Below are 19862 nucleotides of genomic sequence, written 5' to 3'. Positions count from 1 at the left end.
AATTAAAATCACTTTTTCTTTAAAGAAGAACCCCGTACCACCAGGTCGGGTTTAAGAACTATTTTCTGAGGTATAAACTGGTTATAAGCTGCAGTTATTTCTTCGAGAAAAATCTCTGCAGCTGCATTACCTATTCGCTTGCTGTGCTGGTCTACGGTTGTTAAGCCTGGTTCTGTATATGAAGTAAAAGGCTCGTTACTAAAACCTACCAAAGCAATCTGGTCTGGTACTTTAATATCTTTTTCTTTACAAATCTGCAGTGCGCCCATAATACCAAAAGCACTTGCTGAGAAAACTGCGTCCGGTAGTTGATCGCGCGTGAGAAGTTTCAACATACTTTCCCGTCCATCTTCCAGTTGAAGGTTACTTTCAATTATGAGTGATTCCTCGTACATCAGGCCATTGTTCTGAAGGGCGTCTCTGTATCCGCGTAAGCGTTCTTTATAAATTGATATTTTACGTGTATTGGTAAAATGAGCAATGCGTTTACAGCCTTGTTGTATCAGATGCTCAGTTGCCCTGTAACTTCCGATGTAGTCATCAATTACAACATGACTAACTTCCAACTCATCATTAGATCTATCGAAAAAGATAAGCGGTATGCCACGCTCTTTCACTTTCAAATAATGACTGAAATCTTTTGTTTCTTTAGCATAGGAAGCAATGATACCATCCACCCGGGCGTTTAGTAATGCTTCTACGGTAGCAACTTCTTTTTCATAGTTGTCGTAGGTTTGGCATATCATTACATTATATTTTGCCGTATTGGCAATTTCTTCAATGCCTCTTACAACGGATGAGAAAAAGGTGCGATCTACTGTAGGCACAATAATGCCGATGATATTACTTTTCCCGTTTCGGAGGGCTGCGGCAATGTGGTTAGGTTGGTAATTAAGTTTTTGGGCAGCCTTTATTACTGCCTTCTTAGTCTCTTCGCTGATTCTTGGATGGTCTTTCAAGGCACGCGACACAGTCGAAGCTGTGATGTTCAGCTTGCGGGCAATGTCATGTATTGTAGCCTTCTCCTTTTTCATAAAAAATAACAACCAATAATAAGAATCTTTGGCCTATAATTTATTTGCTGCACCTTAATAGTTACACAAATGGTAGACATAGGTAATAATCAATTGCTTTTAGAGGTCATAAGCAATTAAAGCAATAACAATCTGATTTGATTTTGAGACACTCAATAATGGATTATCGAAGGTCAACTGTCTTAACTGCGTCCATGTCACTATAATCCAGGTTTTCTCCTGCCATGCCCCAGATGAAAGTGTAATTGCTTGTTCCTGCTCCTGAATGTATTGACCAAGGAGGTGAGAGCACAGCCTGGTTGTTTTTCATCCAGATGTGGCGGGTCTCCTGAGGTTCACCAAGAAAATGACATACCATCTGGTTTTCAGGTATTTCAAAATAGAAATATGCTTCCATACGCCTGTCATGCGTGTGCGGTGGCATGGTATTCCATACGCTACCAGGTTTTAGTTCGGTAAGTCCCATTTGAAGCTGGCAGGTAGGTACTACTGTATTGATAATTAATTTTCGGATGGTTCTGCTGTTGCTGGTTTCTAAAGAACCCATTTCTACTGTTTCGGCTTCCTTAAAGGTTACTTTGCGTGTCGGGTATTTGGCATGGGCAGGAGCGCTATTAAAATAATACAAGGCCCTACCATTAGTTGATGGATGGAAAACAACCTCCTTACATTCTTTGCCGATGTATAGTGCTTCTTTAAAGTTTAATGGGTATTGGGTACCATCTACGGTAACCGACCCACTTGCGCCAACATTGATTATTCCAATCTCTCTTCTTTCCAGAAAATAGGTTGATTTTAGAACATCTATTGTCTCGAGTTTTAAAGCCTTATTTACGGGCATGGCGCCCCCCACAATTAAGCGATCATAATGGGTATAAGTGTGGGTAATTGCATCATTTTGAAAAAGGTCTTCTATTAAAAATTCCTTTCTGATTTTATCAGTAGTATAATGTTTAAAATCGTTCGGATGTATTGAAAATCGTTTATTCATAGCTGTGTAATCGGTTGCGCAATATAAACAAAAAACAAAAGTATAATGGATCTAAATGTTGCTGCTGGTCTCTAAAATAAGACGCCGCTAAGTGCCTTTACCCCACCCTGCACTGCTAACTTTCCTACTAAATATTTCGGGTTTTGCTTTGATGTTTTAAATATGATCACTAAAATGCAATCGATTGCGCATATTTAGGTGTTGTTGTACAATTTAGCATCTAAAAATATGCGATCATTTTGTTTGGGTTAGAAGAACCCGTGTGCCTGGTAATCATGCGGGCTTCTTCTTTCTGCATAATTTTTTATTGTTTTGCTAAAAGCATTATCCAAACTATGTTAAGAATTTTTCTGCTGACTATTTTATTATGCGTAACTGGTAATTCTTATGCACAACAATTATCAAAGCAATTTCCTAAAAGCATATCTGTAGAAGTTTCTAATCCACTTAACTCACCAAGGGAAAGTGTGTTCATTCATTTAACTACCGAACAGCTTAAGGCACAAAAGCAAGACTTCAATGTGAATAATTTTGTAGTTGTATACAAGGGGCAGGAGATACCATCACAGTATAATGTTAACGACAAACAGTTCAACGGGGTAGTTTTTGTTCTTGATAAATTGGGTGCTCTTGAAAATGTTAAGATTGACATCAGGTATAATCCTACAGGTAGAACTACAAGAAGTTACCCGAAGCGCACACAGGCTGAGTTGTCTCACAAAGTTGATGGCCAATTTATCAATCGCGAATACGTAGGGGGGCAATTTGTGAACGTGAATTACTTGCGCGTTCCTCCTGAACACAAAGACCACTCCTGGTTTATACGTTATGAAGGACCCGGGTGGGAGTCTGATAAGGTTGGCTATCGTTTCTACCTCGATCAACGCAATGCCACTGATGTATTCGGAAAGAAAACCTCAAAAATGATACTGAGCCAGGTTGGTCTCGACGGCTTTGACTCGTACCATGAGATGCAACCATGGGGAATGGATGTGATGAAAGTAGGGAAGTCTTTAGGGCTTGGTTCAATAGGTTCTTTTGTAGGTGATACTGCTGCTATACGCGTAGAGAAAACTGATAGCGTGATCTGTTCTATACCTGAAAATGGTTCTGTATTTTCTTCTATTCAAACTAATTATTATGGATGGAAGATAGGTGCAAAGAGACATGACCTCGAATCAAAAATCACAATACATGCTGGCACCTTGCTCACGCACCAAACCCTTGATATCACCGCTGCCCCGGAGAATATCTGTACAGGGATTGTTAAAGATAAAGATGCGGAATATATCTACCGTGAAGGTGATGCACAACATTGGGCATATCTCGCTACTTATGGAAAGCAAAGCTTGAATAAAGATGAGCTCGGTCTCGTTCTCTTTGTAAACCCGGATAACATCGTTAAAATTGCTTCTGATAAATACAGTCACATTGCTGTGTTGAAACCTAACAATGGTAAAATAGAATATTATTTTGGTGCAGCCTGGGTAGGCCAGCCAGATGGAATAAAAACTAAAGATCAGTTTACGCAATACCTTTCAAAAACAGCAGAAGAGCTTGCAGTACCAGTAAAGGTATCGTTAGGGAAGTAATTTTGATTGTAATGTTTACGGGTTTGATTAATAATTGATCGTTTACTCAATAACAATAACCATGAAATTTGTTCTTCGTGCGCTCATACTTTTTTTTGTAGTTCAACATTTTGCCGCATGTGCACAACCAGCTTCTAAATCACAAGCTCCAAGCAAACCATTTTCTGTGCGCATGGCTGACTCAGATATGGCGAGAAATCCAAGACCATCGTTGCTTGACTTTGCCACAGAGCCGCGCTGGAACTACACAAACGGTCTGGTATGCAGTGCTATTGAACAAGTATGGAAGAAAACGGGTGACGAGAAGTACTATAATTATATCAAGCTTTACGCGGATGAAATGATCAATGATGATGGTACCATCAACAAATATAAACCGCAGGAGTACAATATCGACAAAGTGAATTCCGGCAAGTTTTTGTTTGCCATGCTTGAGCGCACAGGTGAACATAAATATGAAATTGCAATTAAAGCATTACGCGATCAGATGAGAACACATCCGCGAACATCAGAAGGTGGCTTTTGGCATAAGAAGATTTACCCTCACCAGATGTGGCTCGATGGCTTATACATGGGGAGTCCTTTTCTTGCGCAGTATGCGATTAAATTTAATGAGCCAGAACTGTTTGATGATGTAGCTTTACAATTCCACCTTATCGATAAATATACTTATGATGCTAAGAATGGGTTGTTCTACCACGGTTGGGATGAAAGCAAAGAACAAAAATGGGCTGACAAGCAGACGGGGCGGTCGCCCCAGGTATGGGGTAGAGCGATGGGGTGGTTTGCAATGGCAGTGGTAGATGTGCTTGACTTTCTGCCCGAGAAACACCCTAAGAGAAAAGAGATATTGGACATTGCTGATAAACTTGCTAAGGGTATAATGAAGTACCAGGATAAGAAGACAGGTGTGTGGTACCAGGTAGTTGATCAGGGAAAAAGAGAAGGCAATTACCTTGAAGCATCGGCTTCTTCAATGTTTACGTACTTCCTGTTAAAAGGCGCAAGCAAAGGATATATAGATAAGAAATATTTATCAGAAGGAAAAAGGGCGTATAACGGAGTGGTTAAACAATTTATAAGCGAAAATCCGGACGGCTCTGTAGATATTACCAATGTATGTGCAGTGGCAGGTTTAGGAGGAAAGCCTTATAGAGATGGTTCTTACGAGTACTATGTGAATGAGCAGAAACGGGATAACGATCCTAAAGCTGTAGGTCCTTTTATTATGGCTTCAATTCTATTCGAAAGCATTAATAATACGTCAACAACTTCTAAATAAACGATATTGCAAATTCTGTTGAGAGTTAAAATCCTGTTTGCTTTCTGGTTGGGTTTAAAGGCTAGCGTGTTGGCCCAGCCTACTTATGATTTTGTTGTTGCCCAAGATGGATCAGGAGATTTTAAAACGGTACAGGAGGCTATTCATGCTATTCCTGATTTTCGGAAGCAAGCCACACACATTTTTATAAAGAATGGAACCTACAAGGAAAAGCTTACACTGGCACCCTCTAAAACAAACGTGAAATTTATAGGAGAAGATGTAACTAAAACGATTTTAACTTATGATGATTACGCCTCTAAGAAGAATCGATTTGGAGAAGAGAAGGGAACCACAGGTTCTACTAGCTTCTATATTTTTGGTGATGATTTTAGTGCGGAAAACATCACATTTGAAAATTCCTCTGGACCTGTAGGGCAAGCCGTGGCGGTAAGAGTTGATGGCGACCGCGTGCAGTTTAAGGATTGCAGATTTTTGGGCTATCAGGATACATTATATCCGCACGGTGAAAAAAGCAGGCAGTATTACAAAGATTGCTATATAGAAGGAACGGTAGACTTTATTTTCGGGTGGTCTACTGCTGTGTTCGAGAATTGTACCATTTTCTGTAAGGATGGAAGTGGTTACGTAACAGCAGCATCTACGTTGGAAGAAACACAACATGGGTTTGTATTTATTAATTGCAAGATCACGGGTGATGCTCCTGCAAACACGTACTATTTAGGCAGGCCTTGGCGCCCTTATGCAAAAACTATTTTTATAAACTGTTTTCTCGATAAACACATTCGCCCCGAGGGATGGCACAACTGGAATAAACCCGATGCTGAGAAAACTGCATTTTATGCTGAATATAATTCTACTGGTCCAGGCGCACCAGGTAAGAGGGTGAGTTGGTCGCACAAGCTTACTGAGAAGCAGGTCAAAGAATTAACACCTCATAAAATACTTGCAGGCACTGATCAATGGGTTCCTCATTTTTGATTTTAACTTCAATAATTCCTTCACGCATCCTTCACGCTTTTAGCCTGCTCTTAAATTCATCAGGCTTTCTTCATTTCTCTTTAAACTTCTCCTCCAAAGGCTTAGGGGGGCGCCTTAGGTGTTTTGAAATTTAACAATGTGCTTTATGCCCACGTTTCGCTGATAAATAGTAACAATTGGTAGATGATCTATTACCAAGCCTTTTCTAAACCTTTTCCCTAAGACTTCTCCGAGGCTTCTCTAAGGCTCATCTAAGGCTTCTCTGAGACTCCTCTAAGACTTCCCTGAGACTTCTCTAAGTCTTCTCCAAGACATTCTCCACACTCTCTCCACCCTCTCTGCACTCTTTGTCCACTCGTCGGGGAGTTGTTGTTAAAAGGAATAGATGTTAAAAAAGGGAAAAATCGGGATGGGATAAGAGATTAAAAATACGAAAAATGGAGCTAATCTTAAAGGAAATAATGCCGTTTGATAGATATTGACGTATCGGCTTTTATCATTGTCATCTAGAAGAATGACGTTATTCAGTATGTATTGTTATTATTGTATTTGCAGTGAATATTAAAATAACGTTTAAGGAAAAATAAGAATGCCAATATTAAAAGCTAATCAGGCTATAACACAAGTAAAGTCAGGTGTTGAAAGAAGATTAATACATGGAGAAAACCTGATGATGGTAGTAATTGATTTTACTAATGGACCCTGGAGCGAGCCCGAGCCTTTTCATTTTCATGTTCATGAACAGGCTACCTATGTAGCAGAGGGTGAGCTTTTATTTCTATGTGAAGGAGAACCTGATCAGCATTTGAAAGCCGGTGATATGTTCTTTGTTACTTCAAATAAGAAGCATACCATACAAGTACTAAGTAAGACGTTGAGATTAATAGATAGTTTCAATCCCATCCGGGAGGAATTTCTTTCTTAGGCTTGTCAGTCGATTTTGGTATTTTTTTGTAACTTATAAAAAATACCGTACGGTATAATTTTAATATTTTTATTTATATTTGCCTCGTGAGCAAGGCAGAAAGAACACGGCAATACATTATTGAGAAAACGGCTCCTTTATTTAATATGAAGGGGTATGATGGCACGTCTCTCAATGACCTTACTGAAGCAACAGGGCTTACAAAGGGGGCTATATATGGCAATTTTGAAGATAAAGAAGAGATTGCACGTGAAGCTTTTCGTTATGCCATCAACACCACGAGGCAACGCGCACGTGAAAAAATAGCAACAGTTAATACAAGCAAGCGCAAACTTTTTGCGTTTCTGGACTTTTACGAAGAATATGTATTTAACCCGCCAGTAAAAGGAGGTTGCCCTTTATTGAACACCGCCGTTGAGGTAGATGATTATCGCACTTCCTTTAGAAGAGTACTTGTTAAAGAGCTTCATTTAATAATTGACTTCATTGAAGAGCTACTGGAAGAAGGCATAAAGCATGGAGAGTTTAAAAAAGAAACAGATGCTCGCAGGCTTGCTTACGTAATCTTTTGTTCTATTGAAGGTGCAGTTATGTTTTCGAGGGCTGAAAGATCTGAAGAACCAATAAATATTATTGTCTCTCATTGTAAAAATCTATTAGACCAAATTAGTATATAAATTATGAATCAACCCAGAAGAGTAGTGGTAACTGGCCTCGGAGCTTTAACGCCTTTAGGAAACACGGTTAGTGAGTTTTGGAATAACCTTACTGAAGGTAAAAGCGGTGCAGCTACCATTACCAGATTCGATCCTGCTAAGTTTCGTACAAAATTTGCCTGTGAGATAAAAGGTTTTAATCCTCAAGATCATTTTGATAAGGCAGACATCAGAAAGATGGATCCTTTTGTACATTATGCGATGGTATCTACAGCTGAAGCACTAAAGGATTCAGGCTTGGATTTAGGGGCAATAGACAGAACCCGTGTAGGCGTAATTTGGGGAACTGGGAATGGCGGTTTTTATACTTTCCAGCAGGAGATGATAGAATATGGAAGAGGTGATGGTACTCCAAGGATTAACCCGTACTTTATTCCTAAAGTGATTGTTGATATTGCATCTGGATGGATTTCTATCAAATACGGATTTATGGGGCCTAACTTTACAACGGTATCTGCATGTGCTACTTCAACTACAGCTATTATTGATGCCATGAACTACATCCGTTGGGGTAAGGCAGATATTATTGTAACCGGAGGTTCAGAGGCTGCTATTAACGAGGCGGGTATTGGTGGTTTTGCTTCTATGAAAGCTTTATCAGCGAGAAATGATGACCCTCAAACAGCTTCACGACCGTTTGATATCGATCGCGATGGCTTTGTGATGGGAGAGGGATCAGGAACTTTGATACTTGAGGAATACGAACATGCAAAGAGACGGGGTGCAAAAATATACGCTGAAGTAGCTGGCGGAGGTATGTCGGCCGACGCTTATCACCTTACAGCCACGCATCCTGAAGGGAAAGGTGCTGCGCTTGGCATGAAGTGGGCGCTGGAAGATGCAGGTGTAAAAACACATGAAGTAGATTACTTAAATCCTCACGCTACCTCTACACCATTAGGAGATGTAAGTGAGATGAAAGCCGTAGTAAACTTTTTCGGAGAAAAACCCGATCATTTACACATCAGTGCTACTAAATCGGCTACAGGACATTTACTGGGTGCCGCAGGTGCCACAGAAGCAATTATCTGTATCAAGGCAATAGAAACTGGTATAATCCCTCCTACAATTAATACCCAACAACTTGATCCGGAACTTCCTTCAGGATTAAATATTGTAATTGGTAGCAAACTTAAAAAAGATGTTAAAGTTGCATTAAGCAATACTTTTGGCTTTGGTGGTCACAACGCAAGTGCGGTATTTAAGAAAGTTGAGTAAGCACAACTTGTTGTTTTATAAAATAAAAAAAGTAAGGCGATGACCTTACTTTTTTTATTTGATGCAATGTTTTCTTATTTGTCTGAGTAGATAACTTCTCCGTCATATTCGAGTTTTGAAATGAAGTGCTCAGACTTGTTTTTGAACAAAGGTTCATCGTATTGAATCATCACCTTTTTATTAAGTAGTTTATCCTTTAACGCAGCAAGATCTATTTTATCGCGCTTATTTACATTTATATAGAAAGTAGAAGCCTGCCCTTGAAGTTTTACAACAAGGTCTTTAAATGCAGTCTCATACATTTCTACCACAACACCTTGTTCTGTGATGGAATGTTTTTCTGTCCGCATGGACATTGGTGGACGTAGGGTAGTAATTACTATTGCCAGGAATAGTAACAAGCCTCCTGCAATGACAATGTTAGATCTCATGGCACCTGAATTAAGTGTTAAACCTTTATTTTTACTTAGGGGGATAGAATAAATATAATAAATAATTTTAAGGCTTCTATTAACTTTCTATGATTTGAATGTTAAGCGGCCTTATTATTCTACGAAATGAAGGGATTAGAACTTAAGGGTAAAGGTTGTTTTTACATCCGGTTCTGAGACAACCGATAGGGAGCCATTATGCATTTGCATGATCTGCCGAGAAAGACTTAGTCCAATACCTGAACCGGTTCGCTTGGTTGTATAGAAAGGGACAAATATATGCTCCAGTGCTTCTTTAATAATCCCAGGGCCATTGTCAGTTACTTCGATAATTACAGCATTTTCTTCATACCTGCCTATTAATTGCAGCCGAGCATTTTCTGTTTCCATCATTGCTTCTACGGCATTTTTCAACAGGTTAATCAATACCTGCTCTATCATTTCCAGGTCAGCTTGTATCGTCAGGTAGTCTGATGAGCACTCGCAGTGAAATGCGATTTTCGTTTTCCTGATCTCATTCTTCATCAGCTGCGCTACCTTATCGAGAAGGTCTTTCAGTCTTATCGTTGATAAATGGGGTTTAGGCAGTGAAGTATATTCACGATAGGCGTCAATGAATTTAATTAAACCACGACTACGGTTTTCAATAGTACTGAGCCCTTCTTTGAGATCATCTGCTCCTTCTTCCTTTAATTCCCAGTGGCCATCCTTCCTTACCATCTCCTGCTCAAGAATATCTCTTAGCGTAGAGGTAAGTGAGGAAATAGGTGTAATTGAATTCATGATCTCATGACGTAATACGCGGGTTAAATTTTGCCAGGCTTCAAGTTCCTGCTTTTGTAATTCAGGCTGAATGTTCTGAAGTGTTACCAGTTTTACGTCTATTGCCCGTATGCGCAATTCTGTAGCCTGTATGGTGAGGTATAGCTCGTTACTTCCCTTATAAAGTTCGCTTTTGCCTGGTTCAACACTATTTATAGCATGATACAGTTTTGCATTGATTTGAATAAGCTCTTTTATATTTTTGATGGAAGTAACATTCATGAATCGCTTAGCATTTGCATTCATTAGCTGTACGTTGCCTTCTGCATCAAAAGATAGTATACCTGTTCGGACCTGTTGAACTACCGAATTAAGATATTGCCAATGCTCTTCTTTTTCTGAACGCGCTTTTCTAAAGGCCTCAAGCACTTCGTTAAATGCTACGTTAAGCTCACGAAAACTTTTGCCAAGCTTATTATCAGAAGTAAAGCCGGAAATAAAATCGGAATACTTTACGGATTCAAGAAAGCGTGTAAGCTTACGGTTGGTTTGACTAACAAAACGGCAGATCTCTACCAATTGCCCTATTATAATGATAAAGGTTAAAATAGCGGCAAATAGCATATTAGGCCTCGATATCATAAAGATGAACAAGGCCATCGTTAGTCCTAAAATTATTACCCGGAATGCTACGCGGGTGGGAAAATCATTAAATCCAAAGTGCATGCAGATAGAACAAAGATAGTAAAAATAGGCCCTTGTTCAGTTGATTTTTAAAGTCCATACTTTTCCAGCCTTCGGTATAACGATGATCTTGTTAGTCCAAGTTCAGAAGCTGCCTGGGTTATATTGCCATTAAACTTCTTTAACACCTTTCGTATCAGTAGTTTCTCTACTTCTTCGAGATTATATTGGTCGAGACTTAGCTGTCCATCTTCTTTTGTTTGTGATGCGCTCAGGTTAAAGTCTTCAGGCTGTAAAACACTTCCGTTACTAAGAATAACAGCGCGTTCAATGGCGTGTTGGAGCTCTCGTATATTGCCCGGCCAGTTATGTTTGTGAAGCCGTGTCATGGCTGCATCGCTGATTTTGGCAACTTGTTTTTCGTATTTCTCGCTATAGTATTTAAGGAAGTGATTGGCAAGCAGTGGAATGTCTTCGAAACGCTCTCTTAACGGTGGAATTTCTATTTCAATTGTATTGATACGATAAAGTAAATCTTGCCTGAAACGATTATCCTTTACCATCTCGTAAAGAGGCATGTTTGTAGCACAAACAAGACGGATATTGATTGGTGTATCTTTGTTTGATCCTACCCGGCTTACCTTTCTATTTTGTAAAACAGTAAGAAGCTTTGCTTGTAATGGCATACTTAAATTTCCTATCTCATCAAGAAATAAAGTGCCTCCATTGGCTAGTTCAAAACGCCCGGCCCTGTCTTCTTTTGCATCGGTAAACGCTCCTTTTTTATGCCCGAACAGTTCGCTTTCAAACAATGTTTCTGTTATAGAACCAAGATCGACACTTACAAAGGATTCATTCTGCCTGGGAGAATTTTTATGAATAGCCCGCGCAATTAATTCCTTACCCGTTCCATTTTCACCCAGTATTAACAGGTTAGCATCTGTCTTGGCTACACGCTCAATGGTTTGAAAGATCTTTTGCATACTGGGGCTCTGGCCTATGATCTCGCTAAAACGTGTATTAATAACCTGATTTATCTCCTGGTTTTTTATCTTGAGTGTCTCAACTTCGTCGCGTGTTTCCCGCAGCCGCATGGCTGAGTAAAGTGTTGCCAACAGCTTTTCGTTCTCCCACGGTTTCAAAACAAAATCCGTCGCCCCGGCTTTAATTGCCCTTACAGCCATTTGTACATCACCATAAGCTGTAATGAGTACAACAACAGCGGAAGGATCGAGTTGTAAAATCTTTTCAAGCCAATAATATCCTTCACTGCCGCTGCTCACATCTTTGGTAAAATTCATATCGAGAAGAATAACATCGTAATCCTCATTATTCATAAGGGAGGGTATTGCTTCCGGATTCTTCTCTATATCAACCTGCGAGAAATGTCTTTTCAGATACATCTTGGCAGCTTTAAGAAGGTCTTCGTTATCGTCAACAATTAGAATTTTACCATGCTTATTTTCTGACATTGATCGTGAGTTTAAGTAATGTTAGTGTTTCGAATTCGAAACGGGCTGTCCGTTAATGGGCAAAGTACATACCGATTTCTATTTTCACCTTCTTTCGCTGAAATCTGGTAAATTTAAAGGATTGTTCGCTTTTACGCTGTCCGATTATGTTCGGTCCCGAACAGCTTCGTTCATATGTGAACGAGAAAAACATCGAAATTTGACTAATTTAAGGGTTTGTTAGAGCGAAAATCGTCTGGCACGCTTGTTGGCTTTCATAAGCTGTCTAGTGAAAGACCAAAAGAATGGATAAGAAAATTCAAAAGAAAAAATGGACGCTGAAGCGCATTGGTACTTACAGTGGGATAGCAATATTCATTGTATTTGTAGGGTACCAGTTCATCTTTGCAGACAGGCGTTCCAAATTAAAAATCGAAAAGGATAAAATAACCATCTCAACAGTAAAGCGTGGTGTATTTCAGGAAACAATTCCGCAGACAGGTACAGTAATGCCTAGTCTTACCGTATACCTGGATGCTGTTGAAGGTGGTATCATTAAAAATATATCAGCTGAAAGTGGTCAGATGCTAAAAAAAGGAGATAAAATTCTCGAATTAAGCAACCTCAACCGCGAATTGAATGTCTTACAGCAGGAAGCTCAGTTAAATCAGAGTATAAACCAATTGCGCGAGACGAGATTACAGATTTCAAGAAACGACCTTGAACAACGTCAGAATCTGGCTTTGATTGAAAATCAATTACAGGTTCTCGGCCCACAATATACTCGTCAGAAGCAACTTTTTGCTAAAAAGTTGATCTCTAAGCAGGAGTTCGAAAAAACTGAAGCTGATTATCTATATAATCTTGAGAGAAAGCGAATAACTTATGAAGTGTATAAGGCAGACTCGGTTGATCGTATCAGACAATACAATGATCTTAATTTTTCTGAGCGCAAAATGACCCAGAGTTTAGTTAGTGCCGGTAAAATATTGGATAACCTGGTTATTCGTGCACCGATTGACGGACAGCTTATATTTCCTCAGCAATTGTATCCAGGGCAGAATGTTAACATTGGCCAACGTTTAGGTCAGATGGATGTTGTAGGAAGCTATAAAGTAAGGGTGCCTATTGATGAGTTATACCTTCCAAGGATCACGGTAGGGCAACGCGCAACCACAACTTATAATAATAAAGATTATTCACTGGAAATTATCTATAAATATGAAGATATTTCTAATGGTAGATTTGATGTGGATATGAAATTTCTGGGCGAAGCACCAAAAGGAATTGTTAGGGGACAATCATTACGATTAAGAATAGAACTTAGCCAGTCAACTGAAGAATTGTTATTGGCAGTAGGTGGATTCTACAAGGATACTGGTGGAAATTGGGTTTATGTGTTGGATGGTGAAAACAGGGCAGTGAAGCGTGATATTAAGTTGGGCAGGAAGAATCCTGAGAACTTTGAAATACTGGAAGGCCTTCAGCCTGGCGATCGCGTGATTACATCGTCGTACGAAAACTTCGGGGATAACGAAGTATTACTTCTGAATTAGTAACCTTTTTTAAAAATAGAAGTATAGAGTTAAAACTAATTGTACCAATAGAACATCTCAATAAAGCATAAATCTTAACGCCATGATAAAACTTAAAAACCTCGAGAAAGTGTACACTACTGAAGAAGTAGAAACAACGGCACTTAATAACATTAACCTTGATATTAAAGATGGCGAATTCGTAGCCATCATGGGGCCTTCAGGATGCGGCAAATCTACTTTGCTGAACATTGTCGGACTACTTGATAATCCATCAGGAGGTGAGTATTATTTCGGCGAACACGAAGTTTCAAAATATTCGGAACGCCAGCGCGCACAATTGCGTAAGGGTTCTATAGGTTTTGTATTCCAAAGCTTTAACCTGATTGACGAACTTACTGTATTTGAAAATGTAGAGTTGCCCTTGTTGTATCTAAAGGTGCCTGCTGCTGAACGTAAAACACGTGTTGAAGAGGTGTTAGAGCGTATGAATATCATGCATAGAAGAAACCATTTTCCTCAACAGCTTTCTGGCGGGCAGCAGCAGCGTGTAGCCATAGCACGTGCCATAGTAGCCAAACCAAAAGTAATTCTAGCCGATGAACCTACTGGTAACCTTGACTCTGCTAATGGTGAAGAAGTAATGAAGCTTCTTTCGCAATTGAATGAAGAAGGAACTACTATTGTAATGGTTACTCACTCTCCTTATGATGCTAACTATGCACACCGGATTGTTAACCTGTTCGATGGTAAGGTAGTAACTGAAAACATTAAAGAACACTTCCATATTTAACAAGTTTACTCTGAGTCGAAATCAATTTTTGATTCTTAAAAGCCTTTCAAATTGAAAGGCTTTTTTTATATCTGTACACCTTCTGTTCGTATCTGAACATTGTAAAAACGAAAAGCTGTTCAATCGTTCTTTAATTAAAGAAGTTGATTATGGCATAATTTCTGGCAAAGAGATGCAACCTTGATGTTGAAAATGTAGTCTTATAGCTACCAAAATAAAACGCATCCTTCATGATTAGAAATTACTTACTCATTACTTGGAGAAGTATGATGAAGAACAAAATGTTTATCTTCATTAATATCTTCGGTCTCGCCATTGGTATTGCCTGTTGTATTGTAGCTTATTTTAATTGGGAATATGATGTGATGTTCGATTCTCATCATGTCAACGCCAAAAACACTTATAGGATAAGTTCAGTAAGAGAGTTCAATAATGTAACAACATTATATGGTCATGCTCCTGGTCCTTTAGGCGAAGTAATCCGACATAATATTTCTGATGTAGACAAAGTTGTAAGGATTAACCATTCATGGTCAAACTTTAAAGTAGAAGATAACTTATTTCCTGGCCAACTAGGCTATGCAGATGCTGACTTGTTCAATGTATTTTCTTTTGAGTTTATATCTGGCAATCCTGATGAATTAAAGGATAAGTCGAAAGTATTTTTAAGTGATGAAATGGCACTTAAACTATTTAACACTACCGATGCAGTAGGTAAGCAACTAACGCAGGTAGTCGGTACTGTGTTAAAAGAATTTCAGGTAGGAGGTGTATTTAAAAAGCAACCCAGTAATTCAAGTTTTCACTGGCAGGCTTTCATGAACTTCGAAAACTATTACGATGAGGCAAGGGGCCTGAAGGAGGATGATTGGAAGAATCACAACACAATATTCGTTCATATAAAAGAACCCGCACGCGTGGCTGTAGTAAGTAAACAAATCCAGCAATACATTGAAAATAATAATAAGGTAAGGGAGGATTTTCAGATCAAGGAATACGTTCTTGATCCGTTTGAAGGTATGGCAAGGAGAGACTCCGCCAACGAGACCTGGTCACAGACAACCTCAGCAAATAATCGTGCTGCAGTTGTTGCTCCTGGATTTATGGCGGTGCTTGTATTACTCATTGCATGTTTTAATATGACAAACACTGCTATTGCTATTTCTTCACGACGGTTGAAAGAGATCGGTGTAAGGAAAGTGATGGGAAGCTTGCGTAGTCAACTAATTGCTCAATTTTTAGGAGAGACCTTCTTTATATGTACAATAGCCCTGCTTTTAGGATTGTTCTTTGGTGAAGTATTATTGAATGCGTGGAATTCTCTTTGGGTAAACATGAAGTTGACTTCGCATTATATCGATAATCCGGCGTTTGTTATTTTTATTGTATGCACACTTCTTGTTACCGCATTGATTGCTGGATCCTACCCGGCATTTTATATAAGTCATTTTGAACCAGTAAGCATTCTTAAAGGCAAGCTGAAGTTTGGTGGTACCAATGTATTTACCAGGGCTCTTCTCGCACTGCAATATTCTATCTCACTGCTAGCAATAATTTTCGCGATTGCCTTTTATCAGAATTCTAAATATCAGCGTGCCTTCGATATAGGATTTAATCCTAATAATGTAATTATAGCTTACGTTGAAAATGGCAACGAGTATGAGACGTATAAAAACACACTGCTTCAAAATAAAGATATTAATCTGATAGCAGGTTCCACCCACAGTCTATTTTCTGCCGGATATAATGATCCCGTTAAATATGAATCGCAACAGTTGGAAGTAGATATTATTGAAGTTGGCGATGAATATTTAAAAGCATTGGACCTTAAACTCATTAAGGGGAGGGATTTTCAAAAGGACTCAGAGACAGACAAGCGTGAATCAATCATCGTATCTGAAAAATTAGTTAGAAGCTTCGGCTGGGATGATCCTATAGGGAAAGAGATAAAGTGGATGGATACGGTTAAACTATTTGTGGTTGGCGTTGTAAAAGATGTTTATACCAATGGCTTGTGGCGCGAGAATGAACCATTAATGATCAGGTATACGTCTAAAGATAAATACACACATGTGGTTGTTAATATGCCTTCCGATAAAGTGAAAGACGTAGATAAGTTTATGGAGGCATCATGGAAAGATGTATTCCCAAATAGATTGTACAATGGCCGTGTTATAAACGAAGATATGGTTGAGGCAGATACGGTGAATAATAACATTGTAAAGATGTTTGGATTTCTTGGTGCAGTTGCACTGCTTCTTTCCGCTACCGGCCTCTTCACGCTTGTATCCTTGAACATCATTAAAAAGATGAAAGAAATAGGTGTTCGCAAAGTGCTTGGGGCATCTATTGGTAATATCACCAGAATCATCAATACTGAATTTGTGGTTATACTCGTTATTGCTTCACTTCTTGGATCTACTGTAAGCTTTTTACTTGTTGACGCATTGATGGGAAGCATTTGGAAATATTACCAATCGACAACGGAGTTGACCTTAATTGCCTCAGTGTCTATTATGTTTCTTATTTCCGCAATAGCAATAGGCTATAAAGTATTCAGTGCAGCGTCTATGAATCCTGTAAATACGTTGAGGACAGAGTGAGTCGTAGATTATTCAATAAAGATTTTTAATTGGTTATTTATGTTACAAAATTATTTTAAGGTAGCCCTTCGTAATATTCTTAAGTACAAGTTTTTCTCGGCCATAAATATTTTAGGCATGACGATCGGTATTACTGCATGTCTGCTTATCATATTATACATAGCTGATGAAATAAGTTATGATAAATTTCATTCACGTGCAGAAAGAATATACCAGGTAGGTTTGCATGGCAAAATTTCAGGCCAGGATATAAGAACAGCAAGTACATGCCCACCCATGGCCTCAACGCTTGTAGCTGAAATTCCTGAAGTGGAAGCTGCTACTCGCATTAGTCCTTACTGGGGAAAACCCTCAGTAAAATACAACGGTAAAGCTTTTACAGAAGAGAAAGTGATTTTTGCTGATTCTAACTTCTTTCAATTCTTTAGCTTTAAGTTACTGGATGGTGATATTGCTACCGCCCTTAAAGAGCCTAATACGGTAGTAGTAACAGAAGCTACAGCTAAAAAGTATTTTGGTAACGAGCAAGCTATGGGGAAACTGTTAGTAATCGGAAATGACAATCGTTCCTATAAAGTAACAGGCATTGCAGCAAACACGCCAGGAAATTCTCACTTTAGCTTTAATATGCTTATTTCAGCCTCATCTAATGAAGGGTTGAAAAGTACCGTTTGGTTAAATAATTACCTTTATTCTTACTTCTTGCTGCGCGAGAACGCACACGTGGAGCAGGTAAATGAGAAATTTAAATTTCTTGTTGAGAAATATGTTGGCCCAGAAGCCGAACGGTTCATGGGAATTTCCTTGAAGCAGATGCGAAGCCAGGGAGGGGAGTATGGCTATTATTCTACCAAGTTAACAGATATACACCTGCATTCAACATCCAAAGATGATATAGAGGCCGGGGGAAATGTTATGTATATCTATTTCTTTGCTGCTATTGGACTGTTTATTATAGTTATTGCCTGCATTAATTTCATGAACTTATCTACGGCACGATCTGCAGGCCGTGCTAAAGAGGTTGGTTTAAGAAAAACGCTAGGATCACTTCGAGGTCAGATGGTAGGGCAATTTCTTGCGGAATCTACTGTCTATAGTTTTGCTGCTGTCATATTCGCTTTGGTTGCCTGTTATTTCCTTTTACCGCATTTCAATCTATTATCAGGAAAACAACTAGGGATGGCAACATTGGTAAGTCCCTTGTTTATATCGGGCCTTGTAACACTTGTCATTATTGTGGGACTGGTAGCCGGAAGCTATCCAGCATTTTACCTCACTTCTTTCAATGCAGTTGAAGTATTAAAGGGAAAGGTAAGGGCAGGGATGAAAAGCAAAGGAGTTAGAAGTTTTCTTGTTGTGTTCCAATTCGCGTTATCTATCTTTCTTATCATTTTTACCCTTGTTGTTTATCAACAAATACAATACATGCAGGAAAAGAACATGGGTATTGATAAAAGTAATGTTCTTATTTTGCAGAACACAGGAAGGCTAGGTGTAAATAAGGAAGCATTCAGAAATGCATTGGCTCAGCAATCAGGTGTAACAAAACTAAGCTATACCAATAACACTTTTCCCGGTGTTAACAGCACTACTGTTTTTAAGGAGGCAGGTTCTGAGCAAGATCATATCATGGGTATATACTATGCGGATTATGATCATATGGACGTAATGAAATTTGAAATGAAAGAAGGAAGATATTTCTCTAAGGAGTTTCCTTCAGATTCGATGGGCATTATTTTGAATGAAGCTGCGGCAAAGGAATTTGGATATCAGAATCCCGTTGGAGAAGAGATCCTTTATAAGGATAATGGTACAACAGAGCGTTTAAAAGTAGTAGGAGTTGTTAAAAATTTCAATTTCGAGTCGTTCAAAAGTCAGGTAAGACCTCTTTCCATAAGACTAAGAAAAAATGAGAACAACCTTCTTATCCGTTACGAGGGAAGTGCGCAATCATTGATATCGACTATTGAAAGGTTATGGAGAGACAATTCATCAAATGAACCTTTCGAATATACTTTTCTGGATCAGGAATTTGATCAGCTATTTCGTGTCGAGCAGCGCATGGGTACTATATTTAGTATCTTTTCTGCCTTGGCAATATTTATTGCTTCATTGGGTTTATTTGCATTGGCTGCATTTACATCAGAGCAAAGAACCAAAGAAATTGGTATTCGCAAAGCAATGGGGGCAACCGTTTTTAGCCTCACAGTTTTATTATCCAGAGAGTTCACGAAACTTGTTTTGATAGCCTTTGTTCCTGCTGCATTAACAGGATGGTTTATCTCTAATCATTGGCTTTCCGGGTTCGTTTATCGTATAGAAGTAAGCCCATGGATAATTGTTCTAAGTGGCGTGACTGCGGTTCTTATTGCATGGATTACGGTATGTTATCAATCTATCAAAGCCGCAATTGCGAATCCGGTACATTCGTTGCGGTATGAATAAGAGTGCTTTTTTAGGCTAATTTCGAATCTTTTTAGAACTAATATTAAGTTTTTGTTAAGGAGGAAATATTCAGTTAACAATTGGTAAATTGGGAGTTGTAACTACTAGTTATGGAAAACAAAAACGTATCTAAGAAAGCATTGAGAACATTGCTAAATGATTCAATGCGTGACGCAATTGGCCGTTTACAATTGCCGGAACCATCAAAGAAGGTTAAAAAATTAATTAACAAAAGTTCAAAGCGAATTGCAGTTGAGTTTGCAGACATTCTAAAAAAGGAAAATAAGAAAGCAAAGCAAACTGCAAAGACATTGACTTACGTTGAAGATGTACTAAAAGGTAAAAAGGAGAAGAAGGACAAAAGATTTAAAAAGAAAGAATTGAAGGCTGCTGAAGCCTAAAGCGCACTCAATAAAAGG

16 protein-coding genes are annotated in these 19862 nt (G+C 38.8%); 11 read left to right on the top strand and 5 right to left on the bottom strand.

Annotation, left to right across the window (positions count from 1 at the left end):
• Positions 1–8: 8 nt before the first annotated feature.
• Together KK060_RS12065 and kduI are read right to left on the bottom strand one after the other, a co-directional pair.
• Positions 9–1034 (bottom strand): LacI family DNA-binding transcriptional regulator, encoded by a 1026-nt coding sequence (locus tag KK060_RS12065; RefSeq protein ID WP_254153989.1) that lies wholly within the window; start codon positions 1032–1034, stop codon positions 9–11.
• Between the two features lie 163 nt (positions 1035–1197).
• Positions 1198–2025, bottom strand: a complete 828-nt coding sequence (gene kduI / locus KK060_RS12060; protein ID WP_254153988.1) for a 5-dehydro-4-deoxy-D-glucuronate isomerase — start codon at positions 2023–2025, stop codon at positions 1198–1200.
• Between the two features lie 335 nt (positions 2026–2360).
• Here kduI and KK060_RS12055 point away from each other — a divergent pair, with 335 nt between their 5' ends.
• The 6 genes from KK060_RS12055 to fabF all read left to right on the top strand — a co-directional run bounded on the left by KK060_RS12055 (position 2361) and on the right by fabF (position 8739).
• A complete protein-coding gene (locus tag KK060_RS12055) occupies positions 2361–3617 on the top strand; it encodes a DUF4861 domain-containing protein (protein WP_254153987.1) in 1257 nt (418 codons plus the stop codon).
• Positions 3618–3678: 61 nt separating this feature from the next.
• Complete coding sequence (locus KK060_RS12050; RefSeq protein ID WP_254153986.1) at positions 3679–4899, top strand: glycoside hydrolase family 88/105 protein; 1221 nt, start codon at positions 3679–3681, stop codon at positions 4897–4899.
• 6 nt (positions 4900–4905) lie between these two features.
• The gene (locus KK060_RS12045) at positions 4906–5880 is read left to right on the top strand and encodes a pectinesterase family protein (protein WP_437124577.1); all 975 of its coding nucleotides are present in this window, start codon (positions 4906–4908) and stop codon (positions 5878–5880) included.
• Between the two features lie 589 nt (positions 5881–6469).
• Positions 6470–6805 (top strand): cupin domain-containing protein, encoded by a 336-nt coding sequence (locus KK060_RS12040; RefSeq protein WP_254153985.1) that lies wholly within the window; start codon positions 6470–6472, stop codon positions 6803–6805.
• Between the two features lie 86 nt (positions 6806–6891).
• Complete coding sequence (locus KK060_RS25200) at positions 6892–7482, top strand: TetR/AcrR family transcriptional regulator (RefSeq protein ID WP_254153984.1); 591 nt, start codon at positions 6892–6894, stop codon at positions 7480–7482.
• Between the two features lie 3 nt (positions 7483–7485).
• The gene (fabF, locus tag KK060_RS12030) at positions 7486–8739 is read left to right on the top strand and encodes a beta-ketoacyl-ACP synthase II (protein ID WP_254153983.1); all 1254 of its coding nucleotides are present in this window, start codon (positions 7486–7488) and stop codon (positions 8737–8739) included.
• A gap of 74 nt (positions 8740–8813) precedes the next feature.
• Here fabF and KK060_RS12025 read toward each other — a convergent pair whose 3' ends face one another.
• From KK060_RS12025 to KK060_RS12015, 3 genes are all read right to left on the bottom strand, one after another.
• Positions 8814–9170, bottom strand: coding sequence for a hypothetical protein (locus KK060_RS12025; protein ID WP_254153982.1), 357 nt, complete (start codon positions 9168–9170; stop codon positions 8814–8816).
• Positions 9171–9305: 135 nt separating this feature from the next.
• Positions 9306–10574 carry a sensor histidine kinase gene (locus KK060_RS12020; RefSeq protein WP_254153981.1) on the bottom strand — a complete coding sequence of 423 codons (1269 nt, stop codon included), beginning with the start codon at positions 10572–10574 and terminating at the stop codon, positions 9306–9308.
• A gap of 131 nt (positions 10575–10705) precedes the next feature.
• Entirely contained in the window at positions 10706–12088 is a 1383-nt protein-coding gene (locus KK060_RS12015) for a sigma-54-dependent transcriptional regulator (RefSeq protein ID WP_254153980.1), read from the bottom strand.
• 284 nt (positions 12089–12372) lie between these two features.
• Here KK060_RS12015 and KK060_RS12010 point away from each other — a divergent pair, with 284 nt between their 5' ends.
• From KK060_RS12010 to KK060_RS11990, 5 genes are all read left to right on the top strand, one after another.
• A complete protein-coding gene (locus KK060_RS12010) occupies positions 12373–13623 on the top strand; it encodes an efflux RND transporter periplasmic adaptor subunit (protein WP_254153979.1) in 1251 nt (416 codons plus the stop codon).
• An 82-nt stretch (positions 13624–13705) separates the two neighbouring features.
• Positions 13706–14395, top strand: a complete 690-nt coding sequence (locus KK060_RS12005) for an ABC transporter ATP-binding protein (RefSeq protein ID WP_254153978.1) — start codon at positions 13706–13708, stop codon at positions 14393–14395.
• A 230-nt stretch (positions 14396–14625) separates the two neighbouring features.
• Entirely contained in the window at positions 14626–16998 is a 2373-nt protein-coding gene (locus KK060_RS12000) for an ABC transporter permease (protein WP_254153977.1), read from the top strand.
• 39 nt (positions 16999–17037) lie between these two features.
• Positions 17038–19443: an ABC transporter permease gene (locus KK060_RS11995; protein ID WP_254153976.1), complete on the top strand. Its 2406-nt coding sequence runs from the start codon at positions 17038–17040 to the stop codon at positions 19441–19443.
• Between the two features lie 110 nt (positions 19444–19553).
• On the top strand, positions 19554–19844 hold the full coding sequence (locus KK060_RS11990) for a hypothetical protein (RefSeq protein WP_254153975.1): 291 nt from the start codon (positions 19554–19556) through the stop codon (positions 19842–19844).
• Positions 19845–19862: the final 18 nt, after the last annotated feature.

It is taken from the genome of Chryseosolibacter indicum (genome assembly GCF_018598585.1).
Lineage (GTDB): Bacteria > Bacteroidota > Bacteroidia > Cytophagales > Cyclobacteriaceae > Chryseosolibacter > Chryseosolibacter indicus.
The sequence above is the reverse complement of the archived record's forward strand: the minus strand, read 5'-3'. Positions and strand labels throughout refer to the sequence as shown.